Raw genomic sequence first — 13,045 nt, 5'->3', positions numbered from 1 at the left:
TCGTTGTTTTTGTTAAACAATTTATTTTCGTAGCCTTTATTTTAGCGGTTTGTTTTACGGGTGTAAAGAAACTATGGAAAATTTAAAAAAGGACAAAAAAAAGAGGAACCAAACTGGTATCCTCTAGCCGTTGTTGACGGAGTCTTCCCCAAAACTCCACTTTTAGTATAAAATAAACCAAGTTATATAGCAAAAGGGAGGGGTTCATTTTAATTAAAAATTAATTTACACCATCGTAATCTTATTTTACTTCCAAAAATCATCGAAAACTGTAATCGGTAAGTGGCGCTTGTGTTGTCCTTTTGCCCACCAAGATTCAATTGTTGCTTGAGCACTTTTTGAAATTGTTTTTCCTTCTAAATAATCATCAATTTCATCATAGGTCACCCCAAGTGCTGCTTCATCGGCAATGAGAGGTTTGTCATCTTCTAAATCTGCCGTTGGAATTTTCAAATACAAGGCTTCTGGCGCTCCTAATTCTTTTAACAACAATTTGCCTTGACGTTTGTTTAAACGAAATAAAGGTAAAATATCAGCACCACCATCACCAAACTTGGTAAAAAAACCGGTAATATTTTCCGCCGCATGGTCAGTACCAATCACAGCGCCGCTATTTGCTCCGGCAATTGCGTATTGCGTAATCATCCGCTGCCGAGCTTTGATGTTGCCTTTATTAAAATCCGAAACTTCAACGCCTGCTTCATTTAAGGCGTTCACTTGCCCATCAACAGCTGCTTTAATATTCACAGTTAGAAAAACGTCGGGTTTTATAAAATCTAGTGCCATTTGTGCATCGGCTTCGTCGGCTTGGGTGCCATAAGGCAAGCGGACTGCAATAAATTGATAATTAACCCCAGTCTCCTCTCGTAATTCTGTAAGCGCCAATTGAGCTAATCTTCCCGCTAAACTAGAATCTTGTCCGCCACTAATTCCCAAAACCAATGATTTTAAAAAAGGATTACGTTTTAAATAAGCTTTTAAAAAGTCAATACTTACTCTAATTTCTTCTTTTGGATCAATTGTTGCCTTAACGCCTAACTCTTTGATAATTTCTGTTTGTAAAGACATTAAAAACGTCCCTCCTCTTTTGTTACAGCCGCCACAGATTTGCGAACTTTTTCCATAATTGCCATTTTATGATTCCAGCAATCGGTAGATAAATCTACTGGATATTGTTGTGGGTTCAAGTCACGTTTGTATTCATCCCATAAAGAATCTAGACATTCATGGGCATAAGCTTTAATATGCTCCAAATCTGGCAAGTCATAGACTAATTTACCAGCATGAAAAATTTCTTGTAAAACAGGCCGCGCACTAAAATCGCGAACAGTTTTATTAATAAAAGTGTGGACTGGATGGAACATAAAAATTTCTTCTTCTTCCCGTGGATCTTCATCCCAGAGCGTGATATAGTCGCCTTCAGATTTCCCATCTTTATTACGATTAATCCGCCACACTTGCTTTTTCCCAGGGGTCGTGACTTTTTCTGCATTTGATGAAAGTTTAATCGTGTCTACCATTTTGCCATTGTCATCTTCAATGGAAACTAATTTATAAACGGCACCTAAAGCTGGTTGATCATAAGCGGTGATAAGTTTTGTCCCCACACCCCATACGTCAATTTTAGCTTTTTGCATTTTCAAACTTAAGATGGTGTTTTCATCGAGATCATTTGAAGCATAGACTTTTGCTTGGGTAAAACCAGCTTCATCTAGTTGTTCCCGAACTTTTTTAGAAATGTAGGCCATATCTCCAGAGTCAATCCGAACACCTAAGAAATTAATTTTGTCCCCTAATTCTTTGGCTACTTTAATCGCCGCTGGAACACCAAGTTTTAAAGTATCATAAGTATCCACTAAGAAAACACAATCTTTATGGGTTTTAGCATAAGCCATAAAGGCATCATAGTCATTGCCATAAGATTGAACTAAGGAATGGGCATGGGTTCCACTTGCAGGAATACCAAAAATTTTCCCAGCTCGCACATTACTTGTGGCATCTGCGCCCCCAATAAACGCAGCACGGGTTCCCCAAAATGCCGCATCGACTTCTTGTGCTCGGCGTGAACCAAACTCTAACAAAGGATCGTCTCCAATAACGGATTTAATTCGAGCGGCTTTCGTAGCAATTAACGTCTGAAAATTCACCATGTTCAAAAGGGCGGTTTCAATTAACTGCGCTTGTGCCAACGGTCCTTCAATTTGGACGATAGGTTCATTACTAAAGACCAAGTCCCCTTCTAATGCTGAACGCACTGTACAGCTGAATTTAAAGTCTGCCAAGTAATCCAAAAACGCTTCCGGATAGCCTGTAACTTCTCTTAAATAGGCAATGTCACTTTCTGTAAATTGTAAATTTTCTAAGTAGTGGACAAAACGCTCCAACCCGGCAAAAATCGCATACCCCGTTTTAAAAGGCATCTCACGAAAATAGCACTCGAAAACAGCATGACGATCGGCGCGTCCTAATTCCCAGTAAGTTTTCATCATATTCAATTGATATAAATCTGTATGCAGCGTTAAGCTGTCGTCAGGATATAATTTTTGCATCAGTTAAACTCCTCAAGATATTTTATGCCTTCCATTATATCAAAAAAACGCAAAAAGATAGGAAAATCACGCTTTTTCTTAGATTGACAGCAAAAAAAAGAGAATAAGAGACTGCTCTTACCTCTTTTTGGCTCTATACTTTTTGATTTTGGTGAGATTCACCAAAATCAATTGACAGAGAGCTTCCTTTTTTTAGATATTCTTAAAGACTAAACTAAAATTATTGTTGTATGATGATGCAGTAAAACTTAATGCGGATATGTTTAGTTTTCTAAAGGCGTATACTCCACTAAGATAATATCTTTACGGGGTTTGGAGAATTTACTGCCTGCTCCTTGCATTTTTTGTTTAATGTTTACATCAACAAAAACAGCGTGACGATCCACTTTTAACAAACGATGAATAATTGTATCGACTTCTTCTTTACGAATTTTCTTGTGATCGTTAATCAAAATTAGCCGAACCTTGTCATAGGTATCAGCATAAATGATTTGCGTACGATCAGCTGAATATAATTTGTAATATTTAATTGCCGTCTTGCCAAAAACAAATTTGGTAATATTAGGATAAAATGTTTCTAAGTTCAAATTTTTATTTACTGGTGTTTCGATTATTTTCATAACATCTTTCCTTTCAAGTGAAATTCAACTATACACTAACACTGTTATAACCTTTACTCATTGATATTATAACATAATTTGTTTTCAACTTTAGCGAAGAAAGTTTGCTTAAATTATGAAACAAGAGAATTTTAAAACACATTACCATCCAACTAACTTTATCTTTTAAAGTTCTATTTGGTCACTTATAGGCGCATTTTACTTTGTGATCAGTGTCCAAAATAATTTATTAGAAAAAAACTTGACCTTTACGTTGCGTCAACCCTTATGCTGTAAAAGAGAAATGGGATGAAACAACAAAAAGCAGGAGGATTACTCATGTATACGATTAATGAATTAGCCAAACTAGCAAAAATTTCCAACCGCACGCTGCGTTATTACGATCAAATTGGTTTACTAAAAGCGTTACGTCAACCTAATTCTGATTACCGCTATTACGACCGTGCTGCGGTGGATAAATTGCAGCAAATTTTATTTTTTAAGAGTTTTGGCTTTACTTTGGCTAAAATTAAAGCAGTGATGACCCTCCCCCAAGCAGAACGTTTCGCTTTGCTTGAAGAACAATACCAAGCGCTTTTAACCCAACAAGCGCAGCTGAATGAAATGGTTCAGACTCTTTCTCAAACATTGGTTTATTACAAAGGAGGAGAACACATGAAAGATAGTGAAAAATTTGCAGCTTTTAAAGCCAAACAAATTGAAGAAAACGAGCAACGCTATGGAAAAGAGATTCGTGAAAAGTATGGGGAACAAGCCGTTAATTCCGCCAATGATAACTGGTCACATTTGACCAAAGAACAATATGAAAAAATGGAAGCAGCTCAAACTGCGCTATTTGCGAATTTAAAAATCTTGTCTCAAGCAGAAAAAATTGATTTAGACAGCAGCATTTCAAAAAATGTTTTTAATGCTCACAAAACTTGGCTACAAATCGCTGCTCCTTTTTACAATTCTGCGTATCATCGCGGTCTAGCCGACTTGTATGTTGCCGATGAGCGCTTTGCAGCGTACTACAACGACCACGTTGAAGCCGATGTTGTAGATATTATGCACGACATTATTTACCACTATACCAAAGAATAGAACAGTCCTTACTTCAAATTTTTTTGATGAATGTTCTTTAAATTTCGCCACCCTTTTAACTGAAGGATAAAAAAAGTGATGATCCCTGAGAGATCATCACTTTTTTAGTGTTAAAAATTACATCATACCGCCCATTGCAGCAGGATCCATTCCTGGAGCTTGTGGCGCTTGTGGTTCAGGTTTATCTGCAACAACTGCTTCAGTTGTTAACAACAAAGCTGCAACAGAAGCTGCATTTTGTAAAGCTGAACGTGTTACTTTCGTTGGGTCAACGATCCCAGCTTCTACCATATTTACCCATTCACCGTTAGCCGCATTAAAGCCCATACCGATTTCAGCATGTTTTAATTTGTCGATGATAACAGATCCTTCATAACCAGCGTTTTCAGCAATTTGACGTACTGGCTCTTCTAATGCACGTTCCACAATTTTCACACCAGTTGCAATGTCACCATCTGCTTCAATAGCCGCAACTTCAGCGATAACGTTGACTAGTGCAGTACCACCACCAGAAACCATACCTTCTTCAACAGCGGCACGGGTTGCGTTTAAAGCATCTTCAATGCGTAATTTCATTTCTTTTAATTCTGTTTCAGTTGGCGCACCAACTTTGATTACAGCTACACCACCAGCTAATTTCGCTAGACGTTCTTGTAATTTTTCACGATCAAAATCAGAAGTCGTTTCTGCAATTTGATTTTTAATTAATTGCACGCGCGCAGCAATAGCATCTGTTTCTCCAGCGCCTTCTACGATTGTTGTATTGTCTTTATCAACGACAATTTTACTTGCTTGACCTAAGCTTTCAATTGTTGCGTCTTTTAATTCAAGACCTAAATCGTCTGTAATTACTGTGCCGCCTGTTAAAGTAGCGATATCTTCTAACATTGCTTTACGACGATCGCCAAAGCCAGGAGCTTTTACTGCAACGACATTGAAAGTACCACGAATTTTATTTAAAACAAGGGTTGGTAATGCTTCACCATCAACATCATCAGCAATAATCAACAATGGTTTTGATTGTTGTAAAATTTGTTCTAACAATGGCAAGATATCTTGAATGTTAGAGATTTTTTTATCGGTAATCAAAATGTATGGATTATCTAAAACAGCTTCCATTTTGTCGTTGTCTGTTACCATGTATTGGGACAAGTAACCACGGTCAAATTGCATCCCTTCAACAACGTCTAGTTCAGTTTCAATCCCTTTTGATTCTTCAATGGTGATAACACCATCGTTTCCGACTTTTTCCATTGCGTCAGCAATGTAGTTTCCAACTTGTTCACTACCAGAAGAAACGGCACCTACTTGCGCAATTGCTTCTTTAGAGTCAACGATTGAAGAAATGCTGTGTAATTTTGCTACTGCTGTTTTAGTTGCAAGTTCAATCCCACGGCGAATACCCAATGGGTTAGCACCAGCTGTAACGTTTTTAATTCCTTCTCTAACAATTGCTTGTGTTAAGACAGTAGCCGTTGTGGTACCATCCCCAGCAATATCATTTGTTTTAGAAGCAACTTCAGAAACAAGTTTTGCACCCATATTTTCAAAATGATCTTCTAATTCAATTTCTTTTGCGATTGTAACACCATCGTTTGTAATCAAAGGTGAACCATATGATTTTTCTAATACAACGTTACGACCTTTAGGGCCTAATGTTACTTTTACTGTATCGGCTAATTTATCTACTCCACGCACCATCGCAGCCCGTGCTTCTTCTGCAAATTTAATATCTTTTGCCATGCTAAAACACCTCATTTAATTTTTTTATAACGTTTTTTGTGTGATTATTCCACAATAGCGATAATATCTTTACCATTAACAATTAAATATTCTTTGCCTTCATATTTCACTTCTGAACCAGCATATTTTTCAAACATTACTTGGTCTCCCACAACAACTGGGATTGCGGCTTTTTCACCATTTTCTAAAAAGCGGCCTTCACCAACAGCGATAACTGTACCTGTTTGTGGTTTTTCTTGTGCAGCTGATGCTAACACGATTCCGCCTACAGATTTTTCTTCTTCTTTTGCGACTTCAATGATCACGCGATCACCTAATGGTTTTAACACGATAAATCCCTCCATCAATTTTCATGTATTAGCACTCTCAATAGTTGAGTGCTAACCTACAAGAACTATATTACTCATTTTATCCCCACAATGCAAGTTTTTTCCCTTGTTTTTTTATTGAAGAAATTTTGCCTATTTTCCGAAGTAATTGTCTTGTAAAAATGATTCAGGTATACTTTTATTAGACAACTAAAGGAGTAGTTAAATGTCACAAATTAAATATAGCTTTTCATCAATTTTATGTTATGCTTTCGTTTTTTTAATTCCTGCTATTATTAAAATAAACAACGGTGAGACCCTCACTGCTGGTTTATCTTATTTAATCGGCACTGGTGTTCTAATTTTTTTATACCAAAAAGTTCCGCCTTTATCCTTCGAAAAAAATCCGATGAGTCAAAAAAAAATTATTCTCACCGGACTGATTGGCATTTTATTGACCGTCTTATTAATCGGCATCACTGGCTATATCGAAACTTTTTTTAGTATAAAAAATAATTTTAATCGCAGTCTCAATATGATGGAAGTTTTGTGGCAGAGGCCTATTTTTGCAGTTATAGCCACTATTTGTGGTCCCATTATGGAAGAACTCGTTTTTAGACGGGCTTGTATTGGCTTTTTTGGTGAATATTTTTCTTTACCTTTGGCAATTTTATTTAGTGCAGCAGCGTTTGCGCTGGTTCACACCGATAGTGATATTTTAGTCTACTTTATTTTAGGTTGCTTTTTATCCTTTATTTACGTCAAGACAGGTTCAATTAAAACGGCCATCCTTAGTCATTGCGGTGCAAATATTTTAGTATTGCTTATTCAAGTATTGCGCTTTACACTTTAATCCTTTATTTTAATAGGCTTTTTTTTAGCAAAAAAAGGAGCTAACCGCTAAAATAAGGGATGTAGTGGTTTTTTATTTTTAAGGAGGCGTTTTGATGAAAATTGGAATTATTGGAGCCACAGGTCATGTCGGCAGTCATCTACTAAAAGCGGCATTAGACGATCATTATGATGTTACAGCGATCGTTCGTAGCCCTGAAAAATTGCAAGTAGCTGTGCCCGTGCTAAAAAAAGATCTTTTTGATTTAACAACTGCTGATCTCTCTGATTTTGATATTGTGATTGATGCTTTTAACGCACCCCAAGGACGAGAAGAAATGCATAAAACAAGCTTGCTTCATTTAGCTAAAATTTTGCGGAAAACATCTGTCTGGTTAATTGTAGTCGGCGGCGCTTCTTCTTTGTATTTGAATACAGAGCGAACAAAACGCTTGCTAGATACCATTCCAGCCAGCTCTCCCATTCATCCAACGGCGTCAAATATGGCCCAATCATTGGCTGAGTTAAAAGAATTTCCTGATGTTGTTTGGACTTATGTATCACCTGCCGCAAACTTTATCTATGATGCCCCTTTTACTGGTAAATACCAAATCAACGAAGATATCTTGGAAAAAGATAGTGCTGGAAAAAGTGAAGTCAGCATGGCGGATTATGCGAAGGGTGTTATGGATTTAATCAAACAGCCACAAAAAAATATTCACATCAGTATTGCTGGCGATAGTACAAATTATTAAAAAAACTTCGCTAACGCCCTTTGCTCTCAAAAATTTCCGCGGAAATTTTAGAAATCATTCCGCAAATTTTTGAAAATATTGCCTTATTCCTAGCAGCGTGAGCCCATGAAGCTAGACCCTAAAAAAGCGGCATGAACTTGATCTACTCTTTATCAATAAAAAAGCGGAGACAAAATTTTGTCTCCGCTTTTTTACATATAACTGTCGTTTATTCACGACTTTTTTCATATCAATACTTAAATTGCAAACAATTCACTGGCTTGATCTGGGTCTGTATCGTAAATTTTAAAGTTATAATCCACACCTAAATCATGTTCTTTCAAAATATTTTTCATCGTTAAATGGGCGAGCTCTTTCATATTGTTTTCTTTACTTAAATGCCCCAAGTAAATTCTCTTCGTGCTATCTCCGATGATATCTGTCATAACCAGTGCACCATCTTCATTTGACAAATGACCTCGATCCCCTAAAATTCGTTGTTTTAAACTCCAAGGATAAGGTCCCATCCGCAACATTTCCAAATCGTGGTTACTTTCCACTAAATAGGCATCTGCATCGCGAATAATCCCACGAACATGATCACTGCAATAACCAGTATCTGTCAACATTACAAAAGATTTGCCGTCTTTGTGAAAACGATAAAATTGCGGTGCCGCCGCATCGTGAGAAACGCCAAAACTTTCAACGTCCATATCCCCAAAGGTTAGAACCTTCCCCATTTCAAAAATATGCTTTTGCGCGACATCAATTTTACCTAGCATACCATCCATTGCTTGCCAAGTTCCTTCATTGGCGTAAACATCCAGACCATATTTTCTAGCCAATACTCCCACACCATGAATGTGATCGCGATGTTCATGGGTAACTAGTATTGCATCTAAGTCCGCTGGATCTTTACCTACTTCTGCTAATAAAGATGTAATTTTTTTGCCAGAAAGACCGGCATCCACTAGCAGTCGTTTTTTTCCGCTTTCAATATATAAAGAATTACCAGAACTACCACTGGCTAACACACTAATTTTTAAAGCAGCTTCTGCCATCTGCTAGACTTCCCTTCAACTAAACTAAAGCGTGATTGAAATTTACAACCTCACCTTCTAAACGATTTTTATTATACATACCTTAATTGGTATTTTCCACCTTTTGCAACGTATTATTTGTAATAATACGATTTGTAAAGGCGTTCACTGTTTCAATTTGAACATTATTTTTACCAGTTTCCACAGCTACTAACCAGGCAGGCACATAAACATTTTTACCTCGAACTTGTAAAATCATCACATAAGACAGCTGGCGCCACAAAATTTTGGATTTTGCTGGTAGTTTGTTATTGATATAAAGCGTATTGACAGCATCTTTTTCACTGTATAAACCCATCTTTTCCCGTAGTTTTTCAATTGCAGACAGATGGGTTTGCATATAACGAGAAACACGCAGTAGACCGTCATTTTCTTCTAAGATAATTTCCATTTTACTTGTGTCATCATAAAAAGGAATACCTTCAAAGCTTTGGGCACAAATAATTTCTGGATATTCTGGATCTGTTAACGACTCATGGGGGACATACATGTATTCTTGTCCAAATAAAACTTCATTTGAATCCTTCAAAAAAGAATCCACATTCTCTTTGGTTTCTTTACTATCTTTAATATAAAAATTCGTACTCGGCGTATAAATGAATTGACTGTGATTTTCTCCAACAAAGTTTGTCCCGCTGTTGAAGGCTGCACCGTTTTTTTCCTTAGCAGTATTGACAGCTTCATTCATATTTGTTGGTACCGCAGCCAAATAATATCCTTCTTTTATTTCTGAAGAAAGTTTGCCTTTGATACTAATCTCGTCTGCTTCCAAACGCTGTAGGATATCAATTTTTTGATTCGTACTAGAAACGTTACCTTCTTCATTTTTAGTAGCGTGATAAATATTAAATAAAAAGATATTCACACCCAGAAAAGCTAAGAAGAAGATCCATTCGATTTTTTTAAAATCCAATTAATCCGCCCCCGTTTCCTGCTGGATTTTAGCAATTAAACTATCATAAGAATACCACTGACCATCATAGCGGATATACCACATCGGGACTAGATCTACAACACCACTAGTGGCAGATAGATCTTGGCGACCATAAGCAATCACAAGCGATTGAACCAAACTTTGATCGACCCCCATATAAGCCAGGTTTTCAATAATCGTATGACTTGGCGGTAATTCCACGACCTCATCAGAAGGAATCGGTACTTGGATTGCATTCATACTTGAGAGAATTTGGACCGGCAAAGCACCGTTATCTGTTTTACTTTCCCCGTTTATTTTTAAATTAACTTCCCCTTGATAAGCATCCCCAAACACAGGATAGCCTTCCACGAAAATCCGGTAAGTAATTTCATCTTTGTCGCGATCAAAATAACGTAAATTTCCCAAATTAGCACCAAGGCGTGTGATATAACTGAAGCTTTGGGAATAGATATCGCCCTCACCACCACTTAAGTCAATCTCTCCACGAAAATCAATGAGCTGCTTGTCTTCTTGAATACTCATATTTTCAGTGCCATCATATAAAACAAGGTTGCTAGTTTCTTCATTCATTTTTACATCTTGGGGATTTGTGAAAAATGCATCCCGGAATGTTGTATAAGATAAATTAGAAGCAATATAGCTATAACGCTTCAATTTGACCGGCGTTTGCGTATTGTATTGCATACTACTGATGCGATTTTCTTCATTCATTTGCAGCCAATTTTTTTCTGCGGCTTGGCTTGCAATTTGCGTAATCTTCAGCTCATCAATGGTTACTGGCACCTCGACAATTTGATGACGGCGCATATTAATAAAGCGAATTTGATGACTGTCAAAGTCAAGCTGCACCTTAGTAAAATGAACATCTTGCAATTTATCTAATGCTAAGTCCAGATTAAAAATTTCAACATATTCCTTCACTAAAAATGGGCCAAAATATGAAAGTTCAACGCCATTTTTAATATCGACATCAGCAAAAAATTCTTCATCGCTGTCATAGTTTTTTTTCTCAGGGGTACCAAAACTAGCTTTATTCACTAGATTTTGAACATCTCCAATAATTGTGTCTGTAGATGTCTGCTTAATATTGCCTTCACCATTGACCCATACCAAACGTAGCGGTAAAAAAATGTCGGTTGCTTTTCGGATATTCTGGGTCGTACTGACAATCCGTTCTGCTTGCTTATTGGTTTGCAAATTACTGCGCGCAGTCGGGCTCAACCAAATCATATAAGAAAGATAAAAACTTAATGCGATTAAAAAAATCAAACCGATACGAATAATACGTTCGGATATTTTCATTCCCACCATTCCCCCTCATATGGTTCATAAGGTAATGTAATAAAGAAAGTAGAGCCTTTGCCTTCTTTACTTTCAGCCCAAATACTACCACCATGGGACTTAATTACTTCTTTTGAAATTGCTAAGCCTAGGCCTGTACCACCTTGTTTTCGTGCTCGCGCTTTATCGACGCGATAAAAACGATCAAATACTTTTTGCAAATCTTTTTTTGGAATACCTAATCCTCTGTCTTGAACGCTCAAGACGATGTTATTATGCGTTTCCATCAAACGAACAGTAATCGTGCCGCCGTCTGGTGAATACTTGATGGCGTTATTCATGATATTATCAATCACTTGCATCATTTTATCGGTATCCACTTCAACCCACAATTCCCGTTTGGTAAATTCTCGCCGAATTGTATATTTTTTCTTTTGATCCTGGGAATTCATCATCATATCAAAACGATCCAAAACAAAATTCACTAGTTCATTAAAATTAATATATTCTAGTTGCATATTATTTTTACCATTATCCATCCGCGATAAATTCAAAAGATCGTTGATCATGCGAATCATACGGTCGGTTTCATCTAGCGTTACTTTTAAGAAATTTGGTGCAATTTCTTTGTCTTGCCAAGCACCTTCACTCAAAGCTTCAATGTAACTACGCATACTGGTCAAAGGTGTCCGTAATTCATGGGATACATTTGATACAAACTCCCGGCGTTCTTGCTCTGTTTTTTCCTGTTCGGTTACATCGTGCATAACGGCTACTAAACCACTAATAAAGCCCGATTCACGCCGAATCATGGAGAAGTCCGTCCGCAAAATAATTTCACTGCCATCTGGTGCTTCACGAGAAATTAACATTTCATCAGGATTTTCCAAAAGTTTTCGCAGGGTATAATCTTCTTCAATATCTAATAGTTCTAAAATCGAATGTCCCACTGCTTCTTCACTGGTGACATTTAAAAGGTTGATTGCCATTTCATTAATCGTAATGACTTTTCCTCTTCGATCGGTGGCGACAACACCATCTGTCATATGTGACAAGACACTATCTAGCCGATTTCGCTCTGCTTCCATCGCTTCTTGCGTTTCTTCGATCCGATCTCCCAGTTGATTAAATGTTTCAGCCAATTGCCCTAACTCATCTTTACCATGAACAGCCACCTTACGACTATAATCTCCTCTAGCTATTCGTCTTGCTTGTTCTCGCATTTCTCCAATCGGTTGTGTGATCGAGCGGGAAACCAATACCGCCACGATTATTGAAATGGCCGCCGCGATAATCGAAGCAGTAACAAAAATCAGAGCCGTATTTTGAATTTCTAAGTATTGTTTTTCAATATCACTCTTAATGTAAACAGCTCCGATAATGCTATCCCCTGTAGGAGATTGAATTGGTTGTACATTAATGTAAACTCGATTTCCTGTTGTATCATCAATGGCCATCTCGGATTTTACGGCTAAATCATCAATATCGCGATAATCATTTTTTTTGCCGCGGGCACTACGATCAGAAACATTGGTAGTAGCCCTCACAATGCCTTTTTCATCCACAACTCGAATTTCAATAATATCGCCGCTTTTATTCGTGTCAATAATCCGCTGAATAGAAGCATCCGCTTCATCGGTCTCTTTATCATTGTCTTTACTCAATTCTGAGCCAAGCGTGCCGGATAAACTGGCAGCTTGTCGGTTCATACTCGTGGTAAAACTTTCGATCGTTTTATTTTCCAATCCGCGAATAAAATACGCCCCGATAATCTCGATCGAAATAATTAAGATCAAGATAAATGCCAGGGCGATTTTAAAGTTCACTGATTGAAAAAAGCGAACTTTTTTATTCATTCC

At 37.3% G+C, this 13,045-nt stretch carries 12 protein-coding genes; 3 read left to right on the top strand and 9 right to left on the bottom strand.

Translation table 11 applies throughout. The features are described from left to right. Positions 1-246 precede the first annotated feature (246 nt). From nadE to JZO76_RS01865, 3 genes are all read right to left on the bottom strand, one after another. Entirely contained in the window at positions 247-1,068 is an 822-nt protein-coding gene (nadE, locus tag JZO76_RS01875; protein ID WP_206902481.1) for an ammonia-dependent NAD(+) synthetase, read from the bottom strand. Then, on the bottom strand, positions 1,068-2,549 hold the full coding sequence (locus JZO76_RS01870; RefSeq protein ID WP_206902480.1) for a nicotinate phosphoribosyltransferase: 1,482 nt from the start codon (positions 2,547-2,549) through the stop codon (positions 1,068-1,070). Before JZO76_RS01870 ends, nadE begins: the two co-directional genes overlap by 1 nt. Positions 2,550-2,812: 263 nt before the next feature. Continuing rightward, complete coding sequence (locus tag JZO76_RS01865; RefSeq protein ID WP_206902479.1) at positions 2,813-3,169, bottom strand: DUF1827 family protein; 357 nt, start codon at positions 3,167-3,169, stop codon at positions 2,813-2,815. Positions 3,170-3,487: 318 nt separating this feature from the next. Between JZO76_RS01865 and JZO76_RS01860 the strand changes: the two genes are divergently transcribed. Further along, complete coding sequence (locus JZO76_RS01860) at positions 3,488-4,252, top strand: MerR family transcriptional regulator (protein ID WP_206902478.1); 765 nt, start codon at positions 3,488-3,490, stop codon at positions 4,250-4,252. Between the two features lie 117 nt (positions 4,253-4,369). On the opposite strand, the gene groL is transcribed toward JZO76_RS01860, so the two are convergent. Next, on the bottom strand, positions 4,370-5,995 hold the full coding sequence (gene groL, locus JZO76_RS01855) for a chaperonin GroEL (RefSeq protein WP_206902477.1): 1,626 nt from the start codon (positions 5,993-5,995) through the stop codon (positions 4,370-4,372). 44 nt (positions 5,996-6,039) lie between these two features. After that, positions 6,040-6,324 carry a co-chaperone GroES gene (groES, locus tag JZO76_RS01850; RefSeq protein WP_206902476.1) on the bottom strand — a complete coding sequence of 95 codons (285 nt, stop codon included), beginning with the start codon at positions 6,322-6,324 and terminating at the stop codon, positions 6,040-6,042. Between the two features lie 205 nt (positions 6,325-6,529). Here groES and JZO76_RS01845 point away from each other — a divergent pair, with 205 nt between their 5' ends. Both JZO76_RS01845 and JZO76_RS01840 read left to right on the top strand, forming a co-directional pair. Beyond that, a complete protein-coding gene (locus JZO76_RS01845; protein WP_206902475.1) occupies positions 6,530-7,156 on the top strand; it encodes a CPBP family intramembrane glutamic endopeptidase in 627 nt (208 codons plus the stop codon). Positions 7,157-7,250: 94 nt separating this feature from the next. Next, positions 7,251-7,889 (top strand): NAD(P)-dependent oxidoreductase, encoded by a 639-nt coding sequence (locus tag JZO76_RS01840; RefSeq protein WP_206902474.1) that lies wholly within the window; start codon positions 7,251-7,253, stop codon positions 7,887-7,889. Between the two features lie 236 nt (positions 7,890-8,125). On the opposite strand, the gene JZO76_RS01835 is transcribed toward JZO76_RS01840, so the two are convergent. From JZO76_RS01835 to walK, 4 genes are all read right to left on the bottom strand, one after another. Next, positions 8,126-8,929 carry an MBL fold metallo-hydrolase gene (locus tag JZO76_RS01835; RefSeq protein ID WP_206902473.1) on the bottom strand — a complete coding sequence of 268 codons (804 nt, stop codon included), beginning with the start codon at positions 8,927-8,929 and terminating at the stop codon, positions 8,126-8,128. An 82-nt stretch (positions 8,930-9,011) separates the two neighbouring features. Then, the gene (locus tag JZO76_RS01830) at positions 9,012-9,881 is read right to left on the bottom strand and encodes a two-component system regulatory protein YycI (protein ID WP_206902472.1); all 870 of its coding nucleotides are present in this window, start codon (positions 9,879-9,881) and stop codon (positions 9,012-9,014) included. Further along, positions 9,882-11,207, bottom strand: coding sequence for a YycH family regulatory protein (locus JZO76_RS01825; RefSeq protein ID WP_206902471.1), 1,326 nt, complete (start codon positions 11,205-11,207; stop codon positions 9,882-9,884). It abuts the gene before it with no gap. Then, on the bottom strand, positions 11,204-13,042 hold the full coding sequence (gene walK, locus JZO76_RS01820) for a cell wall metabolism sensor histidine kinase WalK (protein ID WP_206902470.1): 1,839 nt from the start codon (positions 13,040-13,042) through the stop codon (positions 11,204-11,206). Before walK ends, JZO76_RS01825 begins: the two co-directional genes overlap by 4 nt. Positions 13,043-13,045 lie beyond the last annotated feature (3 nt).

Source organism: Candidatus Enterococcus myersii (assembly GCF_017316025.1).
GTDB classification, from domain to species: Bacteria; Bacillota; Bacilli; order Lactobacillales; family Enterococcaceae; genus Enterococcus_C; species Enterococcus_C montenegrensis.
Note: the sequence above shows the minus strand (reverse complement) of the source record. Positions and strands in the feature narration are given on the sequence as shown.

Bases quoted from the DNA above. Each gene is read 5' to 3' on its own strand.
- nadE (WP_206902481.1), bottom strand. From the start codon at position 1,068: ATGTCTTTACAAACAGAAATTATCAAAGAGTTAGGCGTTAAGGCAACA.
- JZO76_RS01870 (WP_206902480.1), bottom strand. From the start codon at position 2,549: ATGCAAAAATTATATCCTGACGACAGCTTAACGCTGCATACAGATTTA.
- JZO76_RS01865 (WP_206902479.1), bottom strand. From the start codon at position 3,169: ATGAAAATAATCGAAACACCAGTAAATAAAAATTTGAACTTAGAAACA.
- JZO76_RS01860 (WP_206902478.1), top strand. From the start codon at position 3,488: ATGTATACGATTAATGAATTAGCCAAACTAGCAAAAATTTCCAACCGC.
- groL (WP_206902477.1), bottom strand. From the start codon at position 5,995: ATGGCAAAAGATATTAAATTTGCAGAAGAAGCACGGGCTGCGATGGTG.
- JZO76_RS01845 (WP_206902475.1), top strand. From the start codon at position 6,530: ATGTCACAAATTAAATATAGCTTTTCATCAATTTTATGTTATGCTTTC.
- JZO76_RS01840 (WP_206902474.1), top strand. From the start codon at position 7,251: ATGAAAATTGGAATTATTGGAGCCACAGGTCATGTCGGCAGTCATCTA.
- JZO76_RS01835 (WP_206902473.1), bottom strand. From the start codon at position 8,929: ATGGCAGAAGCTGCTTTAAAAATTAGTGTGTTAGCCAGTGGTAGTTCT.
- JZO76_RS01825 (WP_206902471.1), bottom strand. From the start codon at position 11,207: ATGAAAATATCCGAACGTATTATTCGTATCGGTTTGATTTTTTTAATC.
- walK (WP_206902470.1), bottom strand. From the start codon at position 13,042: ATGAATAAAAAAGTTCGCTTTTTTCAATCAGTGAACTTTAAAATCGCC.